This is a genomic window from Mariniflexile aquimaris (assembly GCF_042676825.1).
GTDB lineage: Bacteria > Bacteroidota > Bacteroidia > Flavobacteriales > Flavobacteriaceae > Mariniflexile > Mariniflexile aquimaris.
In genome coordinates this window covers 598,098-624,298 of sequence record NZ_JBHTIB010000008.1, presented here as the reverse complement: position 1 = coordinate 624,298, position 26,201 = coordinate 598,098, and the positions used below count along the sequence as shown (strand labels likewise).

Below are 26,201 nucleotides of genomic sequence, written 5' to 3'. Positions count from 1 at the left end.
AAAAACATAATGGTAGTTTACTTTTATTCCGGATTAAAATTACTGTTTTTTGTGATGATCCACCTATCCATTTCGAAACCATCTTCGCGCATTGAAAAAGAAATAACATATTCTCCTGCTTTTGGGAAATCTAAATAAATAGTTTTTGGCACCCCACAATGATTTTCTGGCACACGCTGTGCTGAAGACCAGGTCCATTTACCCTTTCCATCGCACCATTGCATGCGCGCTCCACTTTCTGGCCATTGCTCATTTAAACCAACATGTGCACCATTGTCTTCGGTTCCACTTGAAAAGGCTTGTGCCCAAACGTAGTATCTTCCTGGGTTACTGATTTTCACTTTGTAGGATACCATACCACCCACCCCCGCAATTGGGAAAAAATTTTCATCCTGAATCAGTGGATCATCATGTGTTATTCTAGTGTCTGGTAATGCTTCAATGTAACTGTTACCACTGGCAGTATTCGAATGATTCTCAATGTTATCATTTAAAAAAGGCAAGGAATCTTCTCTAGAACGAATGTACCAATCACGTTTTGTTCCGTTATTAGAACTGTAATGAAATGCTTCGGCTTCTACTTCTAAAAAACCATCCTTTTCTTCAAAAGGCACAACCGCTTTTAGTTGTTCTTTAATTGAAAGTCCTTCTGGAATTAAATTGAGTGCTTTCCAACGACCTCTAGACCAAGCTGTTTCATTGTTTTCAGGAATTTTTCCATTTGAAACAGCGTTAGATTCTATTTGAATGATATTGTTCGTATAAAGATGAATTGTATCAAGTTTATAATTAATCACTTTAAAAGCATCTGAAACAACCGGATTTACAATGGTATCTATTACAGTTCCATTTACTTTTATCCTGTATTCAGATTCACCATCATTTTCTGCTAATGAAACAAAAGACATCTTGTATAAACCTGTTTCACCTTTAAATATTGAATAAGCGTTTGCAAATACATTGCGTTGGTTTTTATCGGAAGCATCTATGGCTAAAACACCATTAAGTTTGTCTCTGTAATAAACCGCTTTTGCCTTTGTATCGTTTTCAAAATCGGTCAAGGCATCCAAAGTTATAACTTGATGGTTCTGGGTTTTATTTTGAGTTATAACTTTATTTTTAGCTTCAATAAGAGCTACCCAATCACCTTCTTTACTTGGAGGCAACCCAATAGAAACTAAAGCACCACCTTTAATGGTTTTTAGTGTTCCATTTTGCAGTTTGCCACCCGTTTTTGGGTTATACCATTTGATTGTGTAACGCTGGTTTGAACCCAATAAATTAATTTTTGTATCTACTACTTTTGGTAGATAAATAGCATAAACGGTTTGGTTTTTAGCGAAAACGTAATCTTCCGTACTATCGGTTAAATCATCTGCCGATTGCATGTCTTGAAAAGGTAAATACGTGCGAAAAAAATCTAAAGCATATCTTGTTTGATCCCATACAATGTCCCTAGAACGCCAATCTTCACAATTTAAATCGTTGTGTGCATATTTATAGCCAAAATACCACTCTACACCAGCACCACCTGCCATTAAATTACCCCAAAGCACTTCATGTCTAATAGCATTATGTTCTGGGTCGTCGGCATCTGGTTTTGCACCAGAATCTGCAGGACCAATTTCATCTTGCGTTACCAACCATATTCTTTTTGATTTTTGAGATTCTAAAATCCACTTCTTAGTAATATGATGTACTAAATCTGGATGATGAATCTGGTTTGAAACCCCATCAAGATATTCATAACCCAACAAAGGATTTAAAATTTCTTCTTGTTGTGATTGCACGGAGTGGGTGTGTAATGCTATAAAATTTTTATAAGGGTCCTGTTCCTTAATATATTTTGCCATGGCTTTTCGGTCTGCATCATTTTGTCCTTTCGGGCTCCAATCAACAGGGCCATTTTCTTCACCTAAGTTCCAAGTAATGCCTAAATGATGTGAGAAACGAGCGATTAATTCTCTATAATAAAGCTTCCGCTGTACGCCCAATTCGCCAATATCCATCAACAATTCATTTTCTGTTTCTTGGGTGACTATATGCAGCATTAAGCCCAATGTATCCATGTGATCAAACACTTTTTCCCACTGATCTAATTTACTACAATCGAAACGATAGCGTTCATTAATGTCGTGCCATGGCCAAACATCTTTTCCATCACCTTGGACATTCATGGTTAAAAAATAAACCGAATTCATTCCCTTCGAAGCCAAATAATTAAGGGCTCCAATAATATTTTTTCCCTTTACGTTTTGCCAGGTTGGATTGCCTTGCTTCCAATCTTTAGCATGTGCCTCGTATTTGTGTGAAGGAGGTGTTTGATCGAACTCAAAATATCCTAAAAAGTTTTCAGGGCTATCGGTACCGCCTTTAAGGAAATATTCTTTTGTTTCAGCAAATTGCAAATAGCGTTCGTTAACATATTGCAAACGTCCTTTGCTTCTAAAATCAACGCCATTTTTATCTGAATTTACTATGGTAAAGGTTCCGCTTACTCCATCAAATTGAGTACTCTCACCAGCATTAATATCGTCATTTACCGCTATGGCCTTTCCTTTTCTAAACGAGACATCATAAGTCCACTCCCCAATAGCATCTGGCACGAATCTTACTTGCCAAATGCTTCCTTTTTCAGCACTTGTTTCAGAAGCATTTCCATCGGCTGCAAAAAACCCTGGCACTACATAAATTTTGTTTTTGTTTTTGAAAGTAACAGTTAATCTGTAATCTAAAAAAGGATTTTCCTGCCCTTTTTCTGATAGTTCGTCTCCTGAAAAACTGAGGGTTACTTTATGCCATTTTTTTAGTTCGCCGTCAATTTGAACATCTTTATTTTGAGCGTAAGAACATAAATTAAAAAAACATGCTAACAAAAAAAAGTAAATCGTGTGATTGCCAAGTTTATAAGTTTTAAGGATTGTAATAAGGTTTTTGCCCATGTATTTCTTTTAAATTAGTTAGTATTTCTTCCATGATGATTTATCCCACTTGAATGTTTGAATACCTATCCCAATTGCATTTGAAATACTATTTCTAAAATGCAATTTCCTTCTGGAAATATTCGTTGATTGAAAGAAAAATTCCCTTTAATCTTTAGCATTGACAATAATGATACTAAAAATTGCAATAATCAATGGAAGCAGTTTGTTTTTCATCCATTAGATTTTAAGTGTTTTAAATAATTGGTATAAAATTACAGCTTAGGAAAAAATAGATTTGTAACAAATTAAGCATTTTGTATCACAAATGGCGCATATAATTTGTTATGCAGTATTATCTTTTCTTAATTAACTTATTAGTTTTAGCTTAAATTGACTTCTAGAAGTTAAGTAAAATACAACCATTAAATATCTATAAAAATTGTCAGCTAACCCTAGTACTTTAAAACTTCGAACCTCACAAAAATTGCGTTTACAAAACTTAAGATTTCAATTTTGTTAATATGGTCTCAATTAGTTTTTTAAACTTTTATTGTTATCGTCTTTCACATCCAAATAACTGATATTATGGCATTTTCGGCAATTATTTTGGCTGCTTCGAGTAGTGTGATTTGTGGCAATCCAATAATTAACTTATTAACTAGATGTAATATGGTGTTTAAAACTCATTTAACATGTCTTCCGTATTTTACAAATACACCACATTCCCAGTTTCAACATCATAGAATGGTGATCTACCCATGCAATCTTTTCCAGCATTATTTACCGGTAAATAGCGCACTGTAATAAGTGTTTTTAATTCTTGTATATCTTTTATGGTGGCTGGTTTGTTGTCTTGTGTGGTGAAGACTGTTTTTACAACTTCTACAACAGCAGCTCCAGCAGCCGCATTACCAACACCTGCTAAACTCATTTTATCAACCTTTGCCTTAGGCAATCCTAAAAATTAATTACTTTAACCAATGCCTCATCTGTATCACTTTGAAGAAAATTTGATTGATAGATAATTGTAGTACATCACTAACTCTAACACCCGCAAAATAAAAGCTTAACAACCAAGCAGATAATGCATAATCTTGAGCTTTTGTTAAATCTTTGATATTTTCTAATTTGGTAATCTCATCACTGTTTAAACCTATCTTTTTGGTTTCTGGAAATTTTATCTGGTATTTGCCTTTTCCAAAGGGATATACCTTAACATCTACAGTGGAGTTTGTTATTGCCAAATTAAAAACGGTTCTTATAGTTATCATATAATTTACAACTGTACGTTTTGAGAGATTGCGTTTACTTAGCAAGAAGTTGTCAAATTTTATAAGTAATTCAATATTTAATTCACCAAAAAGAAGTTTATCCTTTTTAATAAATTCTTTAAAAACTTCTATGCGCTTCGTTTCAATATCTAATTGGTGGAATTTCTTTCTTTCTTCAATGTTTTTTAAATAAACTTTTGCTATTTCAAAAAAATCATTAGACTTCTTTGAAACTAATGAGCTTTTAACATTCTTTGAAAATATGTATTCGCTATTCGTTTCTGCATCTAATAAACCTCTATTAACCTTTGAGAGTTTTTTTAAAATTAATTGATTAATATTCAATGCATCAGGATGAGATTTATTAACCTGTCCTCTAGTATTGTCCCATTGATTCTTCTTAATATATTGACCTATGTATAAAAAAGAAGTTTTTCTATCCTTTGTGATTCTTATTGCAATAGGAAATAAATTCTGGGAATTTTGCTTTGTTCTGAGAACTACTTTAACTGATGCCATAACTTATAAAACTTGAGTATTTAGTAAACATACAAATCTCAGGTACAACATAGGTACAACATTTGGTGATATCATTTGTCATCAAACACTACCATGAAATAACAAAACCTTAAAAATCAATATTATATAGGGTGTTTTGATTCGTTTTGACACATAACTGTTAGAGTTCATAACCCGGAGGTCGGGGGATCGTGCCCCCCTCTCGCTACAAAATTTAAACGACTCAAAAAAAAACGGTTTAGTTTTCCTAAACCGTTTTTCAATTTAACCCTACAGTGTTCCGTAAAGACATAAAAAAAACTCTGTATAAAATTTATACAGAGTTCTTCGGAAAACCCCTCTACGTGTTGACGTAGCATTATTAATAGCAGTACAATGTTATTAAACTTAAAGCATGTTTTATTACTGTTTCCCGTAATTAAGGTGAAATTTTAAATAAAACCCAAATCTTTAGCGATAGCCACAAGATGAATGGCATTATTGGCTTTAAATTCAATACGTAATTTGTTTAATCGCTTTTCTATAGAACTCAGGCTGCTTGGAGAAATATTATGTTCTTTAAAATAGCTACTTATTTCTTCCTGAGAACGTCCGATAGATAATTGCCTTAATAACTGAATATCGAAATCATCTATCTCTAGATTATTGTTCGGACTAAACGCCTGGGCGACTTCGGGAGACAAATAATGTTTATCCTGCAAAGCACATTCAATGGCTTTTGATAATTCGGTTAAGCCTCTTCTACTTTTACACACATATGCATCTACGCTATAATCTGTCATTAACATCCTTACTTTTTGAAGTCGGTCTTCTATAGAATAAACAATGATTTTTAACGAAGGGTGTTCTTCCTTCAATTTTTTTATTAAGTCTTCACCCGAAGGAAACTTTTGTTCGCGATGGTCCGATTTAAAAGAAAGGTCTGATATTAATAATTGAAAAGGTGCATCATCTAAAATAGCCTTTTTAATTTTTAAATAAGCATCGTCGCAATACTGTACGTGCTGAATGTTTTTAACACCTAATTCACAAAGCGATGTATGCACCCCTTTGTTGATGTCTTCCATATCTTCAGATATTAAAACTTTAGTAAACATGTGTTATAGCGTTATTTGAACTTTAAACCCATTTCCAGGTTCCGATTCAAAAGTAATCGTTCCGTTTATAGATGCCATACGGTTTTCCGCATTTTGCAAACCATTGTGTTTAACTACGTTGCATCCAACGCCGTTATCTTTATAGTCTATAGTTATTTTGTTTCCAGATGTTTTAAAAGATAAGGCTACAAGTGATGCCTTACTGTGTTTACGCATGTTGGTCATGAGCTCTTGCAAGACTCTAAACAGGGTTATCTTTTTTAAATCGGACAGCGTATTCCATTCAATTTTTGAGATATTCTGTGTTATAACGTTAATCGATTCGCTTTTATAACTTTGAAGTAAGTCTTTTAATAGTGCATCGTAGTTTTCTTGAACATCGATGATGCTGTTTTCTTTTGAAATATCTCTCGTTTTTAAATAAACTTGTTCCAAATCATCTAAAATTCGCTCTTTTACATTGTTATCACCCTGAAGCTTGGTCATAATATGATACACATCGTTGGCAACTTCATCGTGAACTTTTTTTGATATTCGAGATTCGGTAATATAAACTTCTTGTAATTTTTCCTTTTTATGCCTTGATTTTATAATGAAATACAGAAAAATAGTAAGTAGTAAACCAATAATTGCGACCGATTGATAGATTGTTTTATTTACTCGTTCTTTTTGTTCTTTAATTTGGCTATCCTTATATTTTAACTCGTTTGCCTTAGCTTCATTCTCCGATTTTAAATAATTGTATTTTATAAGGGCATATTTATTGTCTGCCAGTTGTTTTGCGTTTGTAATGCTGTCTTTCACCTTTTTGTATTCTAAAACTTTAGGGTCGGAACTTAATGAAATAATATGTGAAAGCGCATCTTCTATATACGATGCACTGTTAACGTTTTTGGCCGCTTGGTAAGCTTTATTGGCGTAAAATGATGCTTTTTTTAAGTCGTTATTAATTTTATAGTATTCTTTTAAATTCTTATAACTTGCATAAACGCCATAATTGTCTTTTATAGCGAGTCGCATATTCAACGCTTTTTTTAAATTATCTAAGGCAACGGGTCTGAATAATTTTGACTGTACATTACCAAGGTTATCTAGAGCTCTGGCCGTTTGTTCGGCATCTTTTTGTGTTAAACTGTTTTTATAGACTTCGGTTAATAGTTTTTCGGCGCGTATAAAATCTAATTGTTCAATATAAACCAACGCCATATTATTTTGAATAATATTAATATATATCGGGTTTTGGGTGATTTTTAAACTTTTTTCAAAATAGCTGAGTGCGTCGTCGTAATTTAATAAAATCATATAAATACGTCCAAGTTCATTATACAACGCAATCTTACTTTCATTTGTAAACTTCGAATCTTTTAGTCCGTTTAATAATTTTAACCCAAGTACTATAGTGGTCTCACAGCCATAATAATCGCCTAATTCATTCTGTGCAATGGCTAATCCACGTATATGATTTATCGCATTTATGGTGTCATGGTTTTTTATGAATGCATCTTTTTTCCTGTTAAAAAATTGATACGCTTTTGATAAATTTAAAGCAGAGTCTGGTTTTTGTGCTATTGAAAAGTAATAATATAAGCTGTCTTTTTCTTGGGTTAAAGCAAGTTTTGAAATCCCGAAAGCCTGAAAATATATAACAAAAAAGAAGAGTAAAATTTTGAGTTTTTTCATTGATCTAATTTAAGAACTAAACTTTATTTGGCGTCTTATATAATGAGATAAATTTAATAGTTTTTTATATAAATAATTTGAACAACCTAAGAACTTAGCGGAATCGATGTATCTACGAAAAACAAAGTTTGGAAAGCCAATTTTAATTTAAATAGCTCTTTTATACCTGCTTTATTTGTAGATAAGTCTGCTAAAAAGTTAAAGACAGATAATTGACTTTTGCCAACAAAAAATGTGAAATTATTTCACATTTTCTATCAACCTAAATTAGATATCTTATTCCGTGTAAAAAGTCTAGAAATCTATTAATCTCCTATAAATTGATAAATCGAACCCCTTCTCACACTTTACAGTTTGAGCATAAAAAAACCCAAGAATATTATTCTTGGGTTTTTAAATTTGTAATGTGCTCCTCTTAATACAGAAACATCCGTATTTATAATTATACAATAAAATCTAGTGGATTAACACACTTAATTTTCAGTAATTAATTTTAAATTTTCATCTAAAGGGGTCATTTTCGGCATTAATAAATGTACGAAACCAAGAATGATTACGTAACAAGACCCTGCAATTAAGAAAGCCCAAAAGTAACCAGTATTTCCGGCTTGATCTAATACAGAACCCAATGCCATATCGGCCAAAATTCCAGCAACAGCACCAACCATACCTCCTATTCCAACTACAGAAGCTGTAGCTTTTTTAGGAAATACATCAGACGCTAATGTAAAAATATTTGCAGACCAAGCTTGATGACCCGCGGCCGCTAAACCAATTAAGAAAATTGCTATCCATTTACTTTCTGTTATGGCTACAAAACTTACAGGAAGTATAATTAAAGCACATATTAATAATGTTATTTTTCTAGCTTTATTGATAGACCAACCTTTTCTGATAAAAACACCAGAAAGATAGCCTCCTAAAATACTACCACCATCGGCCATTATATAAATTACGAAAAACGGAAGTGCTATATTATGGATATTAACATTAAAAGTATCTGCTAAAAATTTAGCACCCCAGAATAAATAAAACCACCATACAGCATCTGTAACTTTGGCTAAAGCAAATGCCCAAGTTTGTCTTTTAAACAACACACTTTTCCATGGTAATTTATCTTCATTCTCTTGTACTGAATCACTCTGTATATAATCAAGTTCTTCCTTAGTTACTTTTGGATGCACTTCTGGTTTTTTATACATTTTAAACCATAAGAATACCCAAATGGCACTAAGCACACCTGTTAATAAAAACGGTATTTGCCAGTTTTTCCCATCTTCATGCACAATCCAACCAACTACAAAAGGGGCCGCAATAGCTCCTACACTGGTAGCCGCATTAAAAAGTCCCGTAGCAAAAGCTCTGTCTTTTTTTGGAAACCATTCCGCAGTTGTTTTAATGGCTGCAGGAAAGTTACCAGACTCTCCAAAGCCCAATCCAAATCGGGCGGCAGCAAAGCCTATAACACTAAATCCTGGTCGAACCGCCGCATGCAACATTCCGAAAACACTCCAGATTCCGATTGATAAAATGTATCCTTTTTTAGTACCCAATTTATCTATTAAGCCTCCCATTGAAAGCAGACCGATGGCATAAGCTACTTTAAATGAAATCATAATATTCGCATAGTCACTATTAGACCATCCAAACATTTTTTCTAAAGTTGGTGCCATCACCCCAATAATACTTCTATCAAAGTAGTTAATAGTGGTTGCAAACATTAGGAGTCCCAATATTCTGTATCGGTAGTTTCCTATTTTTTTTGATTCAATCATATTTATTTCGGTTTAATTGGTATTTATGTTTAATTAAAATTTAAAATATTCTTTGGCATTGTAATAACAAATATTTTGAACCATTTGTCCCAGATATTCAATATCATTTGGCACAAGACCTTGTTTCACATCGTTTCCTATTACATTACATAAAATACGTCTAAAATATTCATGTCTTGGAAACGATAAAAAGCTCCTGCTATCTGTAAGCATCCCCACAAATCGACTTAATAAGCCCATGTTAGACAAACAATCAATTTGTTTTTCCATACCATCTTTTTGGTCTAAAAACCACCATCCGGAACCCCATTGCATTTTTCCTGGAACATCAGAATTTTGAAAATTCCCCATCATGGTTGCAAACACTTCATTTTGCGCTGGGTTTAAATTATAGGTAATGGTTTTTGCTAATTGATTTGTAGAATCTAATGTATTAAAGAGACTAGACATAAATTCTGCCATAGAATAATCGCTGATAGAATCGCAACCGGCATCTAAACCAATTTGTTTTACCAATCTGCTATTGTTGTTTCTAATAGGTCCTAAATGATATTGTTGCACCCAATTAAACTCGTGGTATTTTTGTCCTAAATAGATAAAAAGGAACGAGCGGTATTTATCAACTTCATCACTAGTAAGGTTGCTGCCCTTTATTTTTTTATCAAAAATTTTAGAGATATCATTTCTATTAAAATCTACTATGCGTAATGCTTCGCCTACTCCAAAATCAGACAGTCTACAACCTTGACTATGAAAAAAATGAATACGCTCGTCTATCGCTTTTAAAAAGTCATCTAAGGTATTGATATTATAATTCACCCTGGCAGACAACTTCTTGATATAATTAGAATATGTGTCTTTATTTATAAAGAATAATTCGTCTGCTCTAAATGTGGGTAATACTTTTAAGTTGAAATTGCTGTCGGCTATTTGTTGATGGTATTTTAAATCATCTGTTGGGTCGTCTGTAGTGCAAACCACTTCCACCTTCATATGCTCTAATAATTGAGCGGGTGTTTTGTGTTCTAAAACCGCATTTGCCTTTTCATAAATTTTTTCGGCTGTACTAGGTTGAAGAATCTCATCAATATCAAAATATCGTTTTAATTCTAAATGTGTCCAATGAAAAAGAGGATTTTTCAAAGTATATGGAACAGTTTCTGCCCACTTAATAAATTTTTCTTTGTTAGAAGTTGCTGTTCCAGTTATAAATATTTCGTTTATACCATTAGCGCGCATGCCACGCCACTTATAATGGTCTTCTTTTAACCATGCTTCGGTAATATTTTTAACCGGTAAATTCTCTGCAATTTTTTTTGCAGACAAGTGATTATGGTAATCTATAATAGGTAACTCTTTGGCATATTGATGATATAACACCTGAGCTACATCGGATTGCAACAAGAAATTATCTGTTATGAAATGTGTTGCATTCATAAATAATTTTTAGTTTAAGTTAGTTTTTGTTGGATTAATAAGCTTTAAAGTCCTTTCATTTGTATAATAATACCATCCATCAAAATCGGTCCATTCGACCACAAATCTGGAATGGTATAGGGCTTTTTTCATTTTACTATTCGTTGTATGGTTTCCCTATGGTAGCTAAAATTCCACCATCAACATAAATAACATGTCCGTTAACAAAATCACTGGCTTTTGAACTTAAAAATATTGCAGCTCCTTGCAAATCGTCTGGGTCTCCCCAACGTCCGGCAGGTGTTCTGCTAATAATAAATTCATTAAAAGGATGCCCATCAACTCTTATGGGCGCCGTTTGACTTGTTGCAAAATAACCGGGTCCAATACCATTGGTTTGAATGTTGTATTTTGCCCATTCGGTGGCCATACTTTGTGTTAGCATTTTTAATCCGCCTTTGGCTGCTGCATACGCGCTTACAGAATCTCTACCCAATTCGCTCATCATTGAACAAATATTAATGATTTTTCCACCACCACGTTCAATCATACGTTTTACAACATGTTTTGAAACTATAAACGGACTAACCAAATCGATATCTATAACTTCTTTAAAGTCTGCAACCTCCATTTCTAATAACGGAGAACGCTTAATAATACCCGCATTGTTTATTAATATGTCAATATATCCTATTTCCTTCTCAATGGCTGCTATGGCTTCTTTAACTTCAGTTTCATTAACTACGTTAAATTTAGAACCAAAAGCTTTGATACCGTCTTTAGCATATTCTGCTACTGCATTATCAATTTTTTCTTGCGAGGAATTTCCATTAACTACAATGGTGGCTCCTGCCATTCCCAGCCCTTTAGCCATAGCCATTCCCAAACCATGGGTGCTACCTGTTACCAGTGCTATTTTACCTGTTAAATCGAATAAGTTAATTGACATATTATTTTATTAATAAAATTATTTTAACTCTGTAATTTTAGCAACATCCATGTCGCCATAATCTAAATTTTCTCCTGCCATTCCCCAAATGAATGTATAGTTAGATGTTCCAGAACCTGAATGAATAGACCAAGGTGGTGAAATAACCGCTTGATGGTTTTGCATCCAAATATGACGTGTCTCTTGTGGCTGACCCATAAAATGACAAACGGCTTGGTCTTGAGGGATATCTAAATAATAATACACCTCCATTCTTCGGTCATGAACATGTGCAGGCATTGTGTTCCAAACACTACCCGTTTTAAGTTCAGTCATTCCCATTTGAAGTTGACACGTATCAACAATACCACCAATAATCATTTGGTTAACTGTACGGTGATTTGCTGTTTCTAGCGATCCTAATTCTATTTTATTTGCTTCGGATTTACTTACTTTTTTTGTTGGATAATTTCTATGTGCCGGCGCAGAATTTATATAAAATTTAGCCGGATTATTTTTATCATCACTTTTAAAAATAACGTCTTTGTTTCCACTACCAATATATAAGGCATCTTTTAATGTTAATTGGTATACTTTTCCATCTACTTCCACAGAACCGTTTCCGCCTACATTAATAATACCTATTTCGCGTCTTTCTAAAAAATAATTTGATTTTAATGGATCAATGGTTTCTAATTTAATAGGCGATAATGGCACCGCAGAACCGGCAATGTATCTATCGTAATGGGTGTAAACTAAAACCAATTGGTCTTCTTTCATTAAATTATCAATTAAGAATTCATCTCTTAACTGTGTGGTGTCGTATTGTTTTACTGCTTGCGGACTTGATGCATAGCGGGTTTCATAATAAGTTTTCATAAAATTTAATGTATTTAATTTATTGCATTTTTTAAACCGAACTCTAATCCTCGCAACTCTGCTAAACCGCGTAATCTGCCAATGCCTGAGTATCCTGGATTTGTTTTTTTATGTAAATCATCAAGCATTTGATGCCCATGATCTGGACGCATAGGTATTAAAGCGTCTTTCATTCCTGCCGCTTTTCTTCTTCGTTCTTCAAGCACGACTTCTTTCACCACAGAAAACATATCTACATCGCCCTCTAAATGATTGGCTTCGTAGAAATTCCCTTTTTCATCACGCTGTGTACTTCTCAAATGTAAAAAGTGCACCCTATCTGCAAATCGTTTGAAAATTTGCACCAAATTATTATCGGCTCTAACACCTAAAGACCCTGTACAAAAGGTAATACCATTAGCTCTGTTAGGCACTTCTGAAAATAAATACGCATAATCTTCTTCGGTACTTACCACCCTTGGCAATCCTAAAATAGGATATGGTGGATCGTCTGGATGGATACACATTAAAACCTCATTTTGAGCTGCGATTGGAATAATTTCTTTTAAAAATGATGCTAAATTTTCTCTTAACTTTTTCGCATCAATACTTGAATAGGTGTCTAATATGGTTTGAAACTGCTCTAGCGTATAACCTTCTTCTGCACCTGGTAAGCCAGCGATTATATTATTGACAAGCTTTTGTTTTTCTTCTTCTGAAAGTTTTTCAACATAAGTTTTAGCTTCTGCTTTTTGCGCATCAGAATACACACTTTCTGCTCCTGGTCTTTTTAGTAAATACAATTCAAAAGCGGCGAAAGCAGTCATATCAAAACGTAGTGCTTTTGATCCGTCTGAAACTTCAAATGCTAAATCTGTTCGTGTCCAATCTAAAACTGGCATGAAATTATAGCATACAATGTTGATTCCGCAACGCGCTAAATTCTCTATACTTTTTTTATAGTTATCAATATACTGTTGAAAGTTGCCCGTGCGTGTTTTAATATTTTCATGCACCGGAATACTTTCTACCACGCTCCAGGTAAGTCCTGCGCTTTCAATGATTTCTTTTCGCTTCGTAATTTCATCAACGGTCCAAACGGTTCCGTTTGGAATATGATGTAATGCCGATACAACACCTGTTGCACCCGCTTGTTTTATGTCTGATAACGATACCGGATCTTTTGGTCCGTACCAACGCCATGTTTGTTCCATAATATTTTTATTTAAATCAATTAAACACCACTATAAGCTGCAAATCCACCATCAATAGGTATTACAACACCTGTAACAAAAGCAGATGCTTCATCGCATAAATACAAGGTAGTACTTATTAAATCTTCTGGTACTCCGTAGCGTCCCATTGGCGTTTGATCGATAATTTGCTGACCTCTTTGTGTTAAGCTTCCATCGGCATTTGTTAATAAAGTTCTATTTTGATCGGTTAAGAAAAATCCTGGCGCTAAAGCATTTACACGGATACCTACTTTTGAAAAGTGTACTGCTAACCATTGTGTAAAGTTTGAAACCGCTGCTTTTGCACCACTATAGGCTGGTATTTTTGTTAAAGGTGTAAATGCGTTCATGGACGAAATATTTAAAATACTGCATCCTTTTTTACCAACCATATCTTTGGCGAAAATTTGTGTTGGTAACAAGGTTCCAATAAAATTTAAATTAAATACGAACTCAATTCCTTTTGGATCTAAATCGAAAAACGTTTTAAAACCTTCGGTCGTGTTTTTCAAATCCTCTTCTACCAAATACGGATTAGAAGTTGTTCCTAATGGATGATTCCCTCCTGCTCCATTCACCAAAATATCACAGCTTCCTAATTTTTTATTTATTTCTTCTTTGGCAGCTTCTAAAGATGCTTTTTCCAACACATTGGCAGCAACACCAATTGCTGTTCCACCGTCTTTATTTATTTCATTCGCAACTTTTTCTGCTGCATCCAATTTTAAATCTAGAACTGCAATTTTATGCCCTTGCTTCGCTAAGGCTTTAGCAAGTGTGCTACATAAAACACCTCCGGCACCTGTTAATACAATTACTTTACTCATGGTTTAGTTGTTAATATTCATCAATAATTTCGAACGCTTTCGTGTGCGCACACACAAAAATAATAAAAAATAGTGTGCGCACACATAAAATTGTCATAAATTAGTCAAAAATTAAAAATCAATTAATTGAATACGGTTGAATGCCTTTTTATTTGACCCGTTTATTAATTAAGTTTTATTCATCTTTTACATGATTACTATAAAGGATATAGCCAAAGAAGCAAACGTATCTGACGGAACCGTGGATAGAGTTTTACATAATCGTGGTGGCGTTTCAAAAAAAACCGAGGCCAAGATTAGAACGATTCTTAAAAAATACAATTTTAGCGTGAATCCGGTGGCGAGTGCGTTAGCGTTGAAGAACAAATTTCATATTGCGGCTTTAATTCCCAGTTATAATGATGATGATTTATTTTGGAAATCGCCTTATTTGGGAATTTTAAAAGCCACAGAAGACGTAAAAAACTTTGGTACACAAGTAAGCACCTTCAAGTATAATCAATACGATTCGGTATCGTATATTACGATGTTTAAAAAATTAATAAAAACGAAGCCATCGGCGGTTTTATTAGTACCTACATTTTTAAAGGAAACAAAAGAAATTGTTAAGAATTTAGAACAACTAGAAATTCCGTATTTCTTTATAAATGTAGACTTGGAAGGATTTAACAACACGGCGTTTATTGGGCAGGATTCTTATACTGCTGGCTATATTGCAGGTAAACTGATGTATTTAAACCTATCGAAACCTTCAAGTTTTTTAATTATTCAATCACGGCATAACATCACTAAAAACAACGCCATTTTTAAAAGAATTGAAGGGTTTAATGATTATTTTCTAAAGAACAATATCAATTCACAATCGTTTACTTTAAAAATTGAAAACTTAAGTAACCGAGAAGAAACAAAAGAAAAAATTAATGATTTTTTAAAAAACCATCCAGAAATTGAAGGGATATTTGTTCCCTCGAGTAGAATTTATATGATTGCAGATTGTTTAAACGATTCTTATCTGAAAAAGCTACAGCTTATTGGTTTTGATAATACGCCTCAAAATATTGAATGTTTGTTAAACGATTCGGTTTCATTTTTAATTTCTCAAAAACCATTCGATCAGGGTTACGAATCGATTAGAATTATAACCGACTATTTAATGAAAAACAAAATTCCGACGAATAAAATATTTCTTCCTATAGAGATACTGCTTAAAGAAAATGCGATGTACATGGAGCGCCATGACATATAAGCTCTGGAATACTAATAACACGCATTTTAACTTCTAATTGCTTATAAAATTGAGATAAGTGCCTTTAAAACTCTGATTTAAAACCATCATAGTTATTTTACCGCCTTTTTGATTTGGCTTTACTTCAATACTCGCCTCACCATTAGACATGGCTATTTCTTCGCTTCCCGTTGGAGTACCTTGATTTTTAACTGTTTCTCCGCCTTCTAAACACTGAAAATATACTTTTTTCTCATAGTCTAAGCACCTTAAACCCTTATCGTCCACTGCTGTGGCTTTTACTAAATAATTGCCATTATTTAATTTTTTTGAAGATAATTTCAGAGCAGCAGCTGTATCATGCTTTTCGAATCGATAATTTACTATTAAGGTATCCGAAACTTTTTCTCCTGTGTTTGTAACTCCAATAGCCATCAATGTGTTTTCACCTTCTTTAAAGGTTACATCCCAGGTTAAACCCGATGCAGGAAATTTTGAAATATCTTTTTGCTTTTCACCCAATAAAGTTCCGTTATGATATAATGAAACTTTGCTGCAATTACTATATACACTTAGTGTTCGCGGGATGTTTTCTGGCCCTTGGCGTTCGGTCCAGGTGTGAGATTCTATATAGGTAAATGGTTTTTCTGCCCAATAACTTTTAAACACATAATAAGCATCTTTTGGCTTTCCAGCACGATCTACCAAACCTTTTTGATTCATATACGGGATATCATTTTCTGGTCGCAATGGCGTTCCAAAATCCTTAAACGCCCATTGAACATTACCGACGAATGTTGGATTGGTTTCTGATATTCTTAAATGCCAATCAAATAAATCGACGATATAATTTTCGCTCCAATCCCCTATTTGTGCAATATTCGCCACTTTTGTTTGCACAATAGCTTCTTCCCATCCTTCAGATTGAATCTGACCTTCTCCTGTAATCGGGTTTTCTGTATGACGCCCAACATGACTCGAACCACCATATTCGGCATGTAAAAAATGTTTGTATTCTTTCTTGTAGGTATCAATAGCCTTTTGATAACTTTTATAACTGCCTGAATACCACCCAGACCAAATACTAGGCGAAAAAACATCAACAATATGGGCGCCTTCATAATACTTTCGAATGGCTGTTTTGCGTGAAGGATCTAATTGATGAGTCAACGTATTCAACTCGGTTAAAAAAGCATTCATTTTTTCAATATCATCGCCTCTTTCAAAATCTGGCAACCAGTACATTTCATTACCTAACGACCAAATAATGATACTTGGACGATTGTAATTTTGAGCTATCATTTCTTTAAGTTGATTTTTGGTGTTGGTCTTCCAAACGTCGTTACCAACGCCACCACGACACCAGGGAATTTCATCCCATACCAATAAACCCAACTCATCGCAAGCTTTATAAATTTCAGGATCTTGCGGATAATGCGCCAAACGCACAAAATTAGCGCCCATTTCTTTTATGGATTCCATGTCTGCTCTGTGCTGCTGGTTACTCATGGCTGCTCCAACTCCAGCATGTTCCTCATGTCTGTGTGTTCCTCTTAAAAGCAAACGCTTTCCGTTGAGATAAAATGGTCCGTGGTCTTTAAATTCGAACCAGCGAAACCCAATTCTATCCGATAATTTATCGGTAATCTGTTTATTTTTTATTAATTCTACCGAGACCGTGTAGAGATTAGGGCTTTTGGTATCCCATAATTCAGGATTCTTTATGTTATTGAAAGTGATAAGTGTTTCTTGGCTATTTATTGAAACCACCTTAGTAGCCACTTTTTTTCCCAGTGGATTAAACACCTCAGCTTTTAATTGAACATTGGAAGTGGTTTCTAAATTTTCTAAAATTATGTTAATTGCTAAACTGGCATTTTTTTGTGATACTTTGGGCGTGGTAATTTGAATTGAAGCGATGTGAAATTTTGGTTTTGTAACTAACCAAACATCTCTGGTGATGCCTCCATAAATAAAAAAATCGCTTTGCTGAGAAGGAATAATTTCTGGATTGAAACTATTATCTACGCGCACTAAAACTTCATTAGTCCCTGTTTTTATAAAGTTGGTAATATCAATTTCAAAACCTATATAACCCCCTACGTGCGTGCCCGCTTCTTTACCGTTTACAAACACTTTTGTTGTAATATTAGAGCCTTCAAAATACAGTATATATTTTTGATCTTCAACCATTGAATTTATAGCTAATTCTCTTTTATACCAACTCGCGCTTCTTCGGTAACCAGGAATTAAATCGGTAACATCTTCATTGTTCCAGGTGTGTGGTAAATCAATCGATTTCCAAGCGTGAAATGCGGCCAATTCAGTAATGGAATTCGTATTATATTCAGCATACAGCCAATTGCTATTAATATTAACTTTTGTTCTTAACGGCGATTGATTTGATACATTAAAAGCAAAAAGAAATTCTGCACATAGCATTATGCTAACAATGCATAATAAATAGTTTAAGTTGGTAATTGATTTTTTCATGAATTAAAGTGATTTCTTCCGAAGTGTGGCCTCTAAATAATAATAATCGCCGTAAACTATGGGTTCATCTATCTCATCATTTTTAGGCAAATTGCCTGTACTATGATTTAAAATAAACGGCCCCTTTACAGTGTCATTTAAAATATAGGTATTAGAATTTAAAGTATTCAAAACCTTGTTTGCGTAATTTAAATACTTTTTGTTTTGAGTAAAACTATACAATTCAAATAATGCGGAAGCCACAACCGTTGCCGCCGATACATCGCGAGGTGCATTTGGAATACTAGGATCATTAAAATCCCAATACGGAATGCCATCTTTTGGTAAGTTTTTGTGATTGATAAAAAAGTTTGTCGTGGCTTCCGCCTGCTTTAAATAAGCATCGTTTTTAGTATAACGATAGGCCATAGTATATCCATAAATAGCCCATCCCTGACCTCTAGCCCACGACGATGCATCACTAAAACCTTGATGCGTAACTTTGTCTTTAACCTTACCGGTTATGGTATCGTAAACAACGACATGAACGGTGCTATGATCTTTTCTGAAATGATTATTTAATGTGGTGTTAGCATGTTGCACCGCTATTTTATGATAAGTACTATCACCAGAAATCTTTGTTGCTTCAAACAACAATTCCAGATTTAGCATATTATCAATAATTACCGGAAACTCCCAGATATCTTTATTAAAATCCCAAGATCGAATGGCGCCCACGGTTTGGTTATAACGCGTACTTAACGTTTTGGCGCTTTCAACAACAATAGCTTTATACTTCTGATTATCTTCTACTTCTAATCCTTTCCCAAAACTGCAAAACACTTTAAACCCCATATCGTGCGTTTTATTATTGTATTTTTCTTTTTCAATAAATGCGGTCCATAAGGCAGCTTTTTCTTTAAAGGCTTTGTTTCCTGTAAGCTGGTATAATTGCCATTGATTTCCAGCAAAAAAACCGCTGGTCCAATCCTTAGAACAAACGCCTTTAATTTCTCCTGTTTTAACCGACATACTTCGTGGAATACCAACAGAGTCTAAAGGATACTCAAGAATCTGAGAATATCGATACGCCATATTCTGGCTCGAAATGGGAAGTGCTATAAAAAACAAGCTAAAAATTAAAACAAAACAATGATTCATGAATGAAAATTGTGATTAATTATGAGGTTGAATATACTTATATTTTTTTAAAATACCATCGATTGTAATTCTATAAAATATTGATGAATTTAATGCTATTTTTGTTATATAAAAATTGACATTATGGTTAATTCAACTCAAGCAAAGCTTACTTCTTTATTCTTTTTTATTACAACACTATCTTTTTGTAATGCTCAAACCATCTTGAAAGCGGATGGTCCTGGAGATACCTATGAATTGTTCAATAATATTCTTGCTTCGGGAAAAGAAGCTGTTGAATCGCCCGATTGTGCCCATGATACTTTTGGTAGACATATTACGGAAGTTTGGGATGCAGAATTAAATGCTTTTGTATTTGAATTTCATATTCATGTAACACCAGACAACGATCGATGCGAAAAATTCGACCGTCAGCGGTTAGAAATTAAAACCTATGGTCCTTCGCCCGATAATTTAAAAGGCACACTAGGAGATGTTATCACTTACCAATGGAAATTTAAATTACCAAAGGGTTTTCAGCCCTCTACAAGTTTCACACACTTACACCAAATAAAAGCGGTTGGAGGCGATGACAGCATGCCTATTTTTACACTCTCAGCAAAAAAGGGAAAGATCAACAAGTTAAACCTCATTCATGATAACACACATGTTTTAGCAAGTGCAGATTTAAGTGCTTTTGAAAATACTTGGGTTGAAGTAACCGAAGTTATAAAAGTAGGCGCTCAAGGCACTTATTCTTTACAGATAAAAAGAATACATGATGGAAAAGAACTTATTACTTATGAGAACCAAAACATTATGACTATGAGAGAAAACAATAGTTTTATTAGACCGAAATGGGGTATTTACAGAAGTTTAAACAAAGCTGCAGACTTAAAAGATGAAGTACTATGGTTTGCAGATTTTTATATAAACGAAAGCAATTAGAAGCATTGCTGTATTTACATAAAACGTTTTAAAATGATTTAGAGTGTTAGGGTGATAAGCTTTTGGTAAAATTTGCAGAAATAAAACAGTACCAATTTTAATCTTAGTCTAATCTTAAGAATGAAGTATTAGAACAATTTACTTTTTTAATATTTTTCAGAAAACTTGACGAGTCTTTCAAAATGAACTTCCATCGCTCTTTGGGCCTTCTTGGTGTCTTGATCTTTAATTGCTTGAAAAATAGCTTCGTGATTTTTGACTTCCTTAATAAAATCGTCTTCGTGACACACACGTGTTTTTTCGAACTCTGTAATAATTTTAGGGGTAATTTGAAGCATTAACGCATTAAGCGTACTATTGCCACAGGCTTTCGCAATGGCTAAATGAAATAGTAAATCTTCCTGTATTGCTACTTCCTTACTTAAATGTTTAACTTTATAAGCATTAAGTGCATTTTCTATATTTACTAAATCTTCATCGGTTCTCCGTTCTGCCGCTAAATACACTGTTTTTGCCTCTAGCATCAATCTAGTTTCTACCAAAGATTTAAAATCTTGCTCTTCTAATGTAACAATATCTTCAATAATACCGTTTAAAGCAATTTGGCCAATATTTGCCACAAAAGTTCCCGCTTGCGGAATTGTTGTCAGCAATTCGTAAAACTCAAGTTTATCGATTGCTTCTTTTATATGGTGCCTACTAACATTAAATTTTTCAGATAAGACACGTTGTGATGGTAATTTATCACCTGGTTCTAAATTCTTCAAGTTAATAAAATCCCTAATCTTGGAAATTATTATATTCTGAATTTCTGTATTGTCTTTAATTTTTATCGTATCTGATTTCATGTGTTAAGATGCGTTTTATTTTAATGGACACGTACACCTAACTGTTATTTAATTATTTTGAACGCAAAATTTTAATAGGTTATATAAATTTGTTGTACTAGACTTAAATCTCTGATTAAGAACATCAAAAGACTTCTAATTTATATAATTTACTGGCCTGAATAACAGACCAGTAAATTTATAAAAAACTAACTCAAACAATAAAACGTTACAAACTCAACGTTTATATTTTATTATCTATTATTAATACCCTGTGTTTTGAGGAAGCAAGTTTGGATTTCTTACTAATTCATTAGCAGGCAAAGGGAATAAGTAATTTCTAGCTGCTACAAAATTTGGTTTTGCTCCTTCTAATCCAGACGCACCAAACACTTGTGCTCCTAAATCTCTTCTAGCAATGTCGTACCATCTTTTAAACTCAAATGCAAACTCCCATTTACGCTCTTCTAAAATCATTGTTCTAAAATCGGTTTGAGATAAACCAGAAACGTTAGCAGGATATGTTCTTGCTGCACTACCATCTGCTCCAGCTCTTGCTCTAGTTCTTACTCTATTTACGTAACCATCGGCTTCTGCTGTTCCAGGAGTTATTTCATTTAATGCTTCTGCTGCTATCAATAATACCTCAGAATAACGCATCATTAAATAATTAGAATTTGTGGTTCTTCCATTTCCTTCTGCAGCTACACCCGCTTTACGAGTGTATTTTGCAATATGTGGACGATTATCGCCTGAACCATAACCACCAATACCAGTGTTTGTAAATTGCGTATAGTCTACTACAACACCTCTAAAGGTTGCTGTTGTATCTAAGCTCACTGCTTTTCTATAATCTTTACCATTCCAAGTAGAATATACAGATAATGAAGGCACTTCTACAGACCAACCACCACCGTAGCCATATGTTGCATCGTTTCTAATACCTGTAAATGCAGCTTGATAGTCTCTTCCTTGATCTCCGTTAGATTGTCCAATAAAATCTAAAACAAATATTGGTTCTAAAGACGCATCTATTTTAGAAGAGTCAAATAAATCTTGAAAATCTGGTTCTAAACCTAAGTTATAAATACCTTCTTTATCAATAATATCTTTTGCTTCTGCATACGCCTTAGCATAATCACCCAATGTTAAATACACATCGGCTAAATAAGCACTAGCAGCCGATTTTGCTGGTCTAGATCTTGAAGCTTGGGTATTTGGCAACCATTCTTTAGCAAACTCTAAATCGGCAATAATTTTTGTATACACGTCTGCTGCTGAAGTTTTACTAATTGAAGCTCCTGCTTGAACATCGGTAACTGGTTCGTCTAAATAAGGAATTGCTCCAAATTGTCTTACTAAATGATAATATACAAATGCTCTTGCAAAATAAGCTTGCGCAATAATTGGGTTTTTATTAGCAGCATCTGCATTTACGAACTTAGCTCCTGCAATTGCTTGATTTGCTGCACCAATAATTTGATAACATTTTGGCCAGTAAACCGCAATATTAGAATTATCGGCTAAAACACCTAAATTATTAAACTGAACTCTTTCCGCATTTCCTACATTAGGATTAAGATCTACCATATCACTAGCTAACATAAGTGACATAGACATTTCTCTGGACATAAAATTTCTATGAAGCATATGGCCATACGCACCATTAACTGCTGTTTCTACTTTATCCAAAGATGTAAAGAAACTTTCAGGGGCTAATAAACCTACTGGTTCTTCTTCTAAATTTGAACATCCCATAATTGATATTGCTATCAATAAGAATATATATTTAAATTTTTTCATAATCTATTTTTTTTAAAATTTTAAATTAAGGCTAAAATTCACTGATTTAACAGTTGGGAAATTTCCAAAATCAAATCCGTTAGTAGTATTACTTGAACCAGTACTTTCACCACCAGCACCAAAATAGCTCACTTCAGGATCTAGACCAGAGTAATTTGTTATAGTTAACAAATTCTGTGCGCTAACTGAAAATCTTACGTTAGTCATGCCTAACTTTTCGGTAATATCTTGTGGTAAATTATAGCCTAGTGCTATATTTTTCAATCTAATATAACTACCATCTTCCACAAATCTTGAAGATATTTCTCTACCTCTATTGGCTACAACACGCGGAATATTAGTATCTGTATTTGTTGAAGTCCATGCATTTTGCACATCTCTAAGTGCATTAGAATCTCCGTTATACAACTGCACATTGGTTAGATTGAAAATATCTCCACCTTGAGCACCTTGAAAAAATATGTTTAAATCGAAGTTTTTGTATGTAAAGTTGTTGGTAATACCAAAAGTAAAATCTGGGTTTGGATCTCCAATAATTTTTTGATCATCGGTAGTGATTGTTCCACTATTATCTAAATCTGCAAACAATGGATCGCCTGCTTGGTTAAATGGCGCATTGCCAAGAGCAGTTCCTTCAGGCAATGTACCTCCTTGGTACACACCTTTATAATCATAACCCCAGAAAAGACCAACAGCTTCACCTTCTCTTAAAATATGTGTACGTGCTACACTAAAATATCCAGGAGACGCATCTTGAAATACATCAATACCATTAATAAGCGATACTACTTTATTTTTGTTGGTAGACCAGTTAAAATCTGTAGTCCAACTAAAATTATCAGTATACATATTTTTAGTATTTAAAGAGATTTCAAATCCTTTATTATTAATTTCTCCTACGTTTCTAATACTAGCTAATGTTAAGAAACCAAGATATTCTGGTTGACTTGCATCTGCTAATAGAAGATCTTTAGTATCTATATTATAGTAATCTAATGAAAGAGAAACTTTATTATTGAATAATCCTAAATCTAAACCAATGTTAGTTTGATAAGACGTTTCCCATTTTAAATTTGAATTCGCAGCTTGATCTGGCACAACAGCATTCACAACTTCTCCGTTATTGGTAGCAAAAAGCGTACTTAACTTAGCTAAAGACTCGTAAGCTGAAATTGCTTGGTTACCAGTTAAACCATAACTCGCTCTTAATTTTAAATTAGAAATTTTATCATGATCTTTTAAGAAGTTTTCATTTGATATTTTCCAACCTACAGCACCCGATGGGAAAATAGCATACTTTTCATTTTCAGCAAAGTTAGATGCCCCATCTCTTCTTACCGTAGCGGTAATTAAATATTTATCGTCGTAATCGAAATTTAATCTTCCGAATTGCGATTGAATTTCTTGTTCTGTAAATGACGAAGTAGGGATTCCGTAAACTGAACTTCCACCTAAATTATAGTATGAAAAACTATCATCGGTAAAACCTGATGCACTTGCAGAAAATCTTTCTGAAAGCGTTTTTTGATAAGAATAACCAGCTAATAAAGTTAAATCACCTTTCCCTATCTCTTGTTGATACGTTAAGTAATTCTCATTTAATATGTTCGTTCTTTTTAGATTCTCAATGCCTGCTTTACCACCAGTTCCACCACCAGCTGTAATTACTAAAGTGGACGGTCTAAAATACGCATCGTACTCGTTAGTAGTACTATAACCAAAAGTAGTTTTAAACGTAAGGTTATCTAAAATATCGTAATTAGCATATAAGTTTGCTCTATTAACATCTGTTTTTACCTTATTTACGGCTTCTGTTGCCACTGCATACGGATTATCGATGTTATCTCCAATAGTACTTGTAGTGTTTACACCAAATTCATCTTGCACACCTAAATCTGGCATGAATCTAAACATTAATGATACAACATCGTCACCACCACCATTAGCAGTATCACCAGTAGATTGTGTTGGTACACCATCTTTATCTCCTCTGCTACTAAAAAGATTAAAACCTAATTTAAACTTGTCAGTTACTTGCGCATCAATATTCGATAAGAAAGTAATTTTTTCATATTTAGAATTTATAATTACCCCATCTTGTTTGAAATAATTTGCAGAAGCATAAAAGTTGATATTATCGCTTCCTCCTGAAAAAGAAAATTGATGATTTTGGGTACTTCCTGTTCTGTATAATAAATCTTGCCAATCTGTATCAGCACTACCTTGAACATATGATGGGTTGATGGCTTGTTGATAAGCAGCAAATTCGTCTGCATTCAACAAATCCAGTCTATTAGAAGTATTATTAACAGAATAATTAGAATTCAACTCCACAGATAATTTACCACTTTTACCTTTTTTTGTAGTTACCATAACAACCCCGTTCGATCCTCTAGAACCGTAAATAGCGGTTGCCGAAGCATCTTTTAACACCTCAATAGATTCAATATCGTTAGGCTGTGGCATGCTAGCACCCACAAATCCATCTACAACAATAAGTGGAGAACTTGAAGCATTAATAGACGTATTTCCTCTAATTTTTATGTTGATAGGAGCACCAGGTTCCCCTCCATTATTAGATTGTACTACAACACCTGCAGCACGTCCTTGAAGTGCTTGTTCTGCACTTGCTAAAGGGAAGGCATTTAATTCATCAGATTTAACCGAAGATACAGAGCCTGTAATGTCGCTCTTTTTACGAGCTCCATAACCAACTACAACAACTTCGTCTAACTGACTAGCGTCTTCAACCATTACAATTTTAAGTGTTGTTTGATTTGAAATTGTAATAGATTGAGAGACATAACCTAAAAAAGAAATTTTAAGAACATCTCCTTTTTTTACCTCTAATTGGAAGTTACCATCAAAATCGGTACTGGCTCCCTTTGTTGTTTTAGCGATAATAACATTAACACCCGGAATTGGAACATTTGATGCATCTGTTACTGTACCGGATAATTGATATCCGCCTTGTGCAAATAATGATATATTAAATATCAATACTAGCAATAAAGTTAGTTTAGTTTTTAAATTCATTTGTAATTTGTTTTAGTGAATTAATATACATTTAGAATAATTAATTGTGGTGAACCAAACTGGTTTACAAAACTGGTTTACCAGTTTGGTTTGCCAAATATATGTTATTTTTTTGTTAAAACCCAAATTATTAATAAATAAGTACGATTTTAACACCAAAAAAATTACGATTTAATAATAAAAAGGCCTCTTTTATTTTAAATTGTTATTATTCAAAATT

19 protein-coding genes are annotated in these 26,201 nt (G+C 33.7%); 2 read left to right on the top strand and 17 right to left on the bottom strand.

All coding sequences use genetic code 11. The features are described from left to right. Window positions 1–23: 23 nt before the first annotated feature. The 12 genes from ACFQ0I_RS07600 to ACFQ0I_RS07545 form a co-directional block, all read right to left on the bottom strand. Complete coding sequence (locus ACFQ0I_RS07600; protein WP_379940908.1) at window positions 24–2,942, bottom strand: DUF5060 domain-containing protein; 2,919 nt, start codon at window positions 2,940–2,942, stop codon at window positions 24–26. 688 nt (window positions 2,943–3,630) lie between these two features. Further along, the gene (locus tag ACFQ0I_RS07595) at window positions 3,631–3,879 is read right to left on the bottom strand and encodes a hypothetical protein (RefSeq protein ID WP_379940907.1); all 249 of its coding nucleotides are present in this window, start codon (window positions 3,877–3,879) and stop codon (window positions 3,631–3,633) included. Between the two features lie 13 nt (window positions 3,880–3,892). Beyond that, complete coding sequence (locus tag ACFQ0I_RS07590; protein WP_379940905.1) at window positions 3,893–4,714, bottom strand: phage integrase SAM-like domain and Arm DNA-binding domain-containing protein; 822 nt, start codon at window positions 4,712–4,714, stop codon at window positions 3,893–3,895. 431 nt (window positions 4,715–5,145) lie between these two features. After that, window positions 5,146–5,811: a response regulator transcription factor gene (locus tag ACFQ0I_RS07585; RefSeq protein WP_379940903.1), complete on the bottom strand. Its 666-nt coding sequence runs from the start codon at window positions 5,809–5,811 to the stop codon at window positions 5,146–5,148. A 3-nt stretch (window positions 5,812–5,814) separates the two neighbouring features. Beyond that, on the bottom strand, window positions 5,815–7,491 hold the full coding sequence (locus tag ACFQ0I_RS07580) for a tetratricopeptide repeat-containing sensor histidine kinase (RefSeq protein ID WP_379940901.1): 1,677 nt from the start codon (window positions 7,489–7,491) through the stop codon (window positions 5,815–5,817). 473 nt (window positions 7,492–7,964) lie between these two features. Beyond that, window positions 7,965–9,266, bottom strand: a complete 1,302-nt coding sequence (locus ACFQ0I_RS07575; RefSeq protein WP_379940899.1) for an MFS transporter — start codon at window positions 9,264–9,266, stop codon at window positions 7,965–7,967. Window positions 9,267–9,299: 33 nt separating this feature from the next. Then, window positions 9,300–10,703, bottom strand: coding sequence for a glucuronate isomerase (gene uxaC / locus ACFQ0I_RS07570; protein ID WP_379940898.1), 1,404 nt, complete (start codon window positions 10,701–10,703; stop codon window positions 9,300–9,302). Between the two features lie 9 nt (window positions 10,704–10,712). After that, the gene (locus tag ACFQ0I_RS07565; protein WP_379940897.1) at window positions 10,713–10,835 is read right to left on the bottom strand and encodes a hypothetical protein; all 123 of its coding nucleotides are present in this window, start codon (window positions 10,833–10,835) and stop codon (window positions 10,713–10,715) included. 4 nt (window positions 10,836–10,839) lie between these two features. Then, window positions 10,840–11,631, bottom strand: a complete 792-nt coding sequence (locus ACFQ0I_RS07560; protein WP_379940896.1) for a gluconate 5-dehydrogenase — start codon at window positions 11,629–11,631, stop codon at window positions 10,840–10,842. Window positions 11,632–11,649: 18 nt separating this feature from the next. After that, complete coding sequence (kduI, locus tag ACFQ0I_RS07555; RefSeq protein WP_379940895.1) at window positions 11,650–12,489, bottom strand: 5-dehydro-4-deoxy-D-glucuronate isomerase; 840 nt, start codon at window positions 12,487–12,489, stop codon at window positions 11,650–11,652. A gap of 14 nt (window positions 12,490–12,503) precedes the next feature. After that, window positions 12,504–13,682, bottom strand: a complete 1,179-nt coding sequence (gene uxuA, locus ACFQ0I_RS07550) for a mannonate dehydratase (protein WP_379940893.1) — start codon at window positions 13,680–13,682, stop codon at window positions 12,504–12,506. 20 nt (window positions 13,683–13,702) lie between these two features. Then, entirely contained in the window at window positions 13,703–14,530 is an 828-nt protein-coding gene (locus ACFQ0I_RS07545) for an SDR family oxidoreductase (protein ID WP_379940891.1), read from the bottom strand. 190 nt (window positions 14,531–14,720) lie between these two features. On the opposite strand from ACFQ0I_RS07545, the gene ACFQ0I_RS07540 reads away from it, so the two are divergent. Further along, complete coding sequence (locus ACFQ0I_RS07540; RefSeq protein WP_379940890.1) at window positions 14,721–15,776, top strand: substrate-binding domain-containing protein; 1,056 nt, start codon at window positions 14,721–14,723, stop codon at window positions 15,774–15,776. A 33-nt stretch (window positions 15,777–15,809) separates the two neighbouring features. Here the strand turns inward: ACFQ0I_RS07540 and ACFQ0I_RS07535 are convergent, their stop codons facing one another. Next, window positions 15,810–18,248 (bottom strand): glycoside hydrolase family 2 protein, encoded by a 2,439-nt coding sequence (locus ACFQ0I_RS07535; protein ID WP_379940889.1) that lies wholly within the window; start codon window positions 18,246–18,248, stop codon window positions 15,810–15,812. A 3-nt stretch (window positions 18,249–18,251) separates the two neighbouring features. Continuing rightward, on the bottom strand, window positions 18,252–19,388 hold the full coding sequence (locus ACFQ0I_RS07530) for a glycoside hydrolase family 88 protein (RefSeq protein ID WP_379940887.1): 1,137 nt from the start codon (window positions 19,386–19,388) through the stop codon (window positions 18,252–18,254). A gap of 123 nt (window positions 19,389–19,511) precedes the next feature. Between ACFQ0I_RS07530 and ACFQ0I_RS07525 the strand changes: the two genes are divergently transcribed. Further along, window positions 19,512–20,315 (top strand): heparin lyase I family protein, encoded by an 804-nt coding sequence (locus tag ACFQ0I_RS07525; RefSeq protein WP_379940886.1) that lies wholly within the window; start codon window positions 19,512–19,514, stop codon window positions 20,313–20,315. Window positions 20,316–20,461: 146 nt separating this feature from the next. Here the strand turns inward: ACFQ0I_RS07525 and ACFQ0I_RS07520 are convergent, their stop codons facing one another. The 3 genes from ACFQ0I_RS07520 to ACFQ0I_RS07510 form a co-directional block, all read right to left on the bottom strand. Continuing rightward, complete coding sequence (locus ACFQ0I_RS07520) at window positions 20,462–21,163, bottom strand: FadR/GntR family transcriptional regulator (protein ID WP_379940884.1); 702 nt, start codon at window positions 21,161–21,163, stop codon at window positions 20,462–20,464. A 243-nt stretch (window positions 21,164–21,406) separates the two neighbouring features. After that, on the bottom strand, window positions 21,407–22,945 hold the full coding sequence (locus tag ACFQ0I_RS07515; protein ID WP_379940883.1) for a RagB/SusD family nutrient uptake outer membrane protein: 1,539 nt from the start codon (window positions 22,943–22,945) through the stop codon (window positions 21,407–21,409). A gap of 12 nt (window positions 22,946–22,957) precedes the next feature. Next, the gene (locus ACFQ0I_RS07510) at window positions 22,958–25,981 is read right to left on the bottom strand and encodes a SusC/RagA family TonB-linked outer membrane protein (RefSeq protein WP_379940881.1); all 3,024 of its coding nucleotides are present in this window, start codon (window positions 25,979–25,981) and stop codon (window positions 22,958–22,960) included. Between the last annotated feature and the right edge of the window lie 220 nt (window positions 25,982–26,201).

Excerpts from the sequence above, each read along its gene's own strand:
- uxuA (WP_379940893.1), bottom strand. The coding sequence starts at position 13,682 with ATGGAACAAACATGGCGTTGGTACGGACCAAAAGATCCGGTATCGTTA.
- ACFQ0I_RS07540 (WP_379940890.1), top strand. The coding sequence starts at position 14,721 with ATGATTACTATAAAGGATATAGCCAAAGAAGCAAACGTATCTGACGGA.
- kduI (WP_379940895.1), bottom strand. The coding sequence starts at position 12,489 with ATGAAAACTTATTATGAAACCCGCTATGCATCAAGTCCGCAAGCAGTA.
- ACFQ0I_RS07585 (WP_379940903.1), bottom strand. The coding sequence starts at position 5,811 with ATGTTTACTAAAGTTTTAATATCTGAAGATATGGAAGACATCAACAAA.
- ACFQ0I_RS07510 (WP_379940881.1), bottom strand. The coding sequence starts at position 25,981 with ATGAATTTAAAAACTAAACTAACTTTATTGCTAGTATTGATATTTAAT.
- ACFQ0I_RS07535 (WP_379940889.1), bottom strand. The coding sequence starts at position 18,248 with ATGAAAAAATCAATTACCAACTTAAACTATTTATTATGCATTGTTAGC.
- ACFQ0I_RS07545 (WP_379940891.1), bottom strand. The coding sequence starts at position 14,530 with ATGAGTAAAGTAATTGTATTAACAGGTGCCGGAGGTGTTTTATGTAGC.
- ACFQ0I_RS07560 (WP_379940896.1), bottom strand. The coding sequence starts at position 11,631 with ATGTCAATTAACTTATTCGATTTAACAGGTAAAATAGCACTGGTAACA.
- ACFQ0I_RS07515 (WP_379940883.1), bottom strand. The coding sequence starts at position 22,945 with ATGAAAAAATTTAAATATATATTCTTATTGATAGCAATATCAATTATG.
- ACFQ0I_RS07525 (WP_379940886.1), top strand. The coding sequence starts at position 19,512 with ATGGTTAATTCAACTCAAGCAAAGCTTACTTCTTTATTCTTTTTTATT.
- ACFQ0I_RS07580 (WP_379940901.1), bottom strand. The coding sequence starts at position 7,491 with ATGAAAAAACTCAAAATTTTACTCTTCTTTTTTGTTATATATTTTCAG.
- ACFQ0I_RS07530 (WP_379940887.1), bottom strand. The coding sequence starts at position 19,388 with ATGAATCATTGTTTTGTTTTAATTTTTAGCTTGTTTTTTATAGCACTT.
- uxaC (WP_379940898.1), bottom strand. The coding sequence starts at position 10,703 with ATGAATGCAACACATTTCATAACAGATAATTTCTTGTTGCAATCCGAT.
- ACFQ0I_RS07600 (WP_379940908.1), bottom strand. The coding sequence starts at position 2,942 with ATGGGCAAAAACCTTATTACAATCCTTAAAACTTATAAACTTGGCAAT.
- ACFQ0I_RS07520 (WP_379940884.1), bottom strand. The coding sequence starts at position 21,163 with ATGAAATCAGATACGATAAAAATTAAAGACAATACAGAAATTCAGAAT.
- ACFQ0I_RS07575 (WP_379940899.1), bottom strand. The coding sequence starts at position 9,266 with ATGATTGAATCAAAAAAAATAGGAAACTACCGATACAGAATATTGGGA.
- ACFQ0I_RS07565 (WP_379940897.1), bottom strand. The coding sequence starts at position 10,835 with ATGAAAAAAGCCCTATACCATTCCAGATTTGTGGTCGAATGGACCGAT.
- ACFQ0I_RS07590 (WP_379940905.1), bottom strand. The coding sequence starts at position 4,714 with ATGGCATCAGTTAAAGTAGTTCTCAGAACAAAGCAAAATTCCCAGAAT.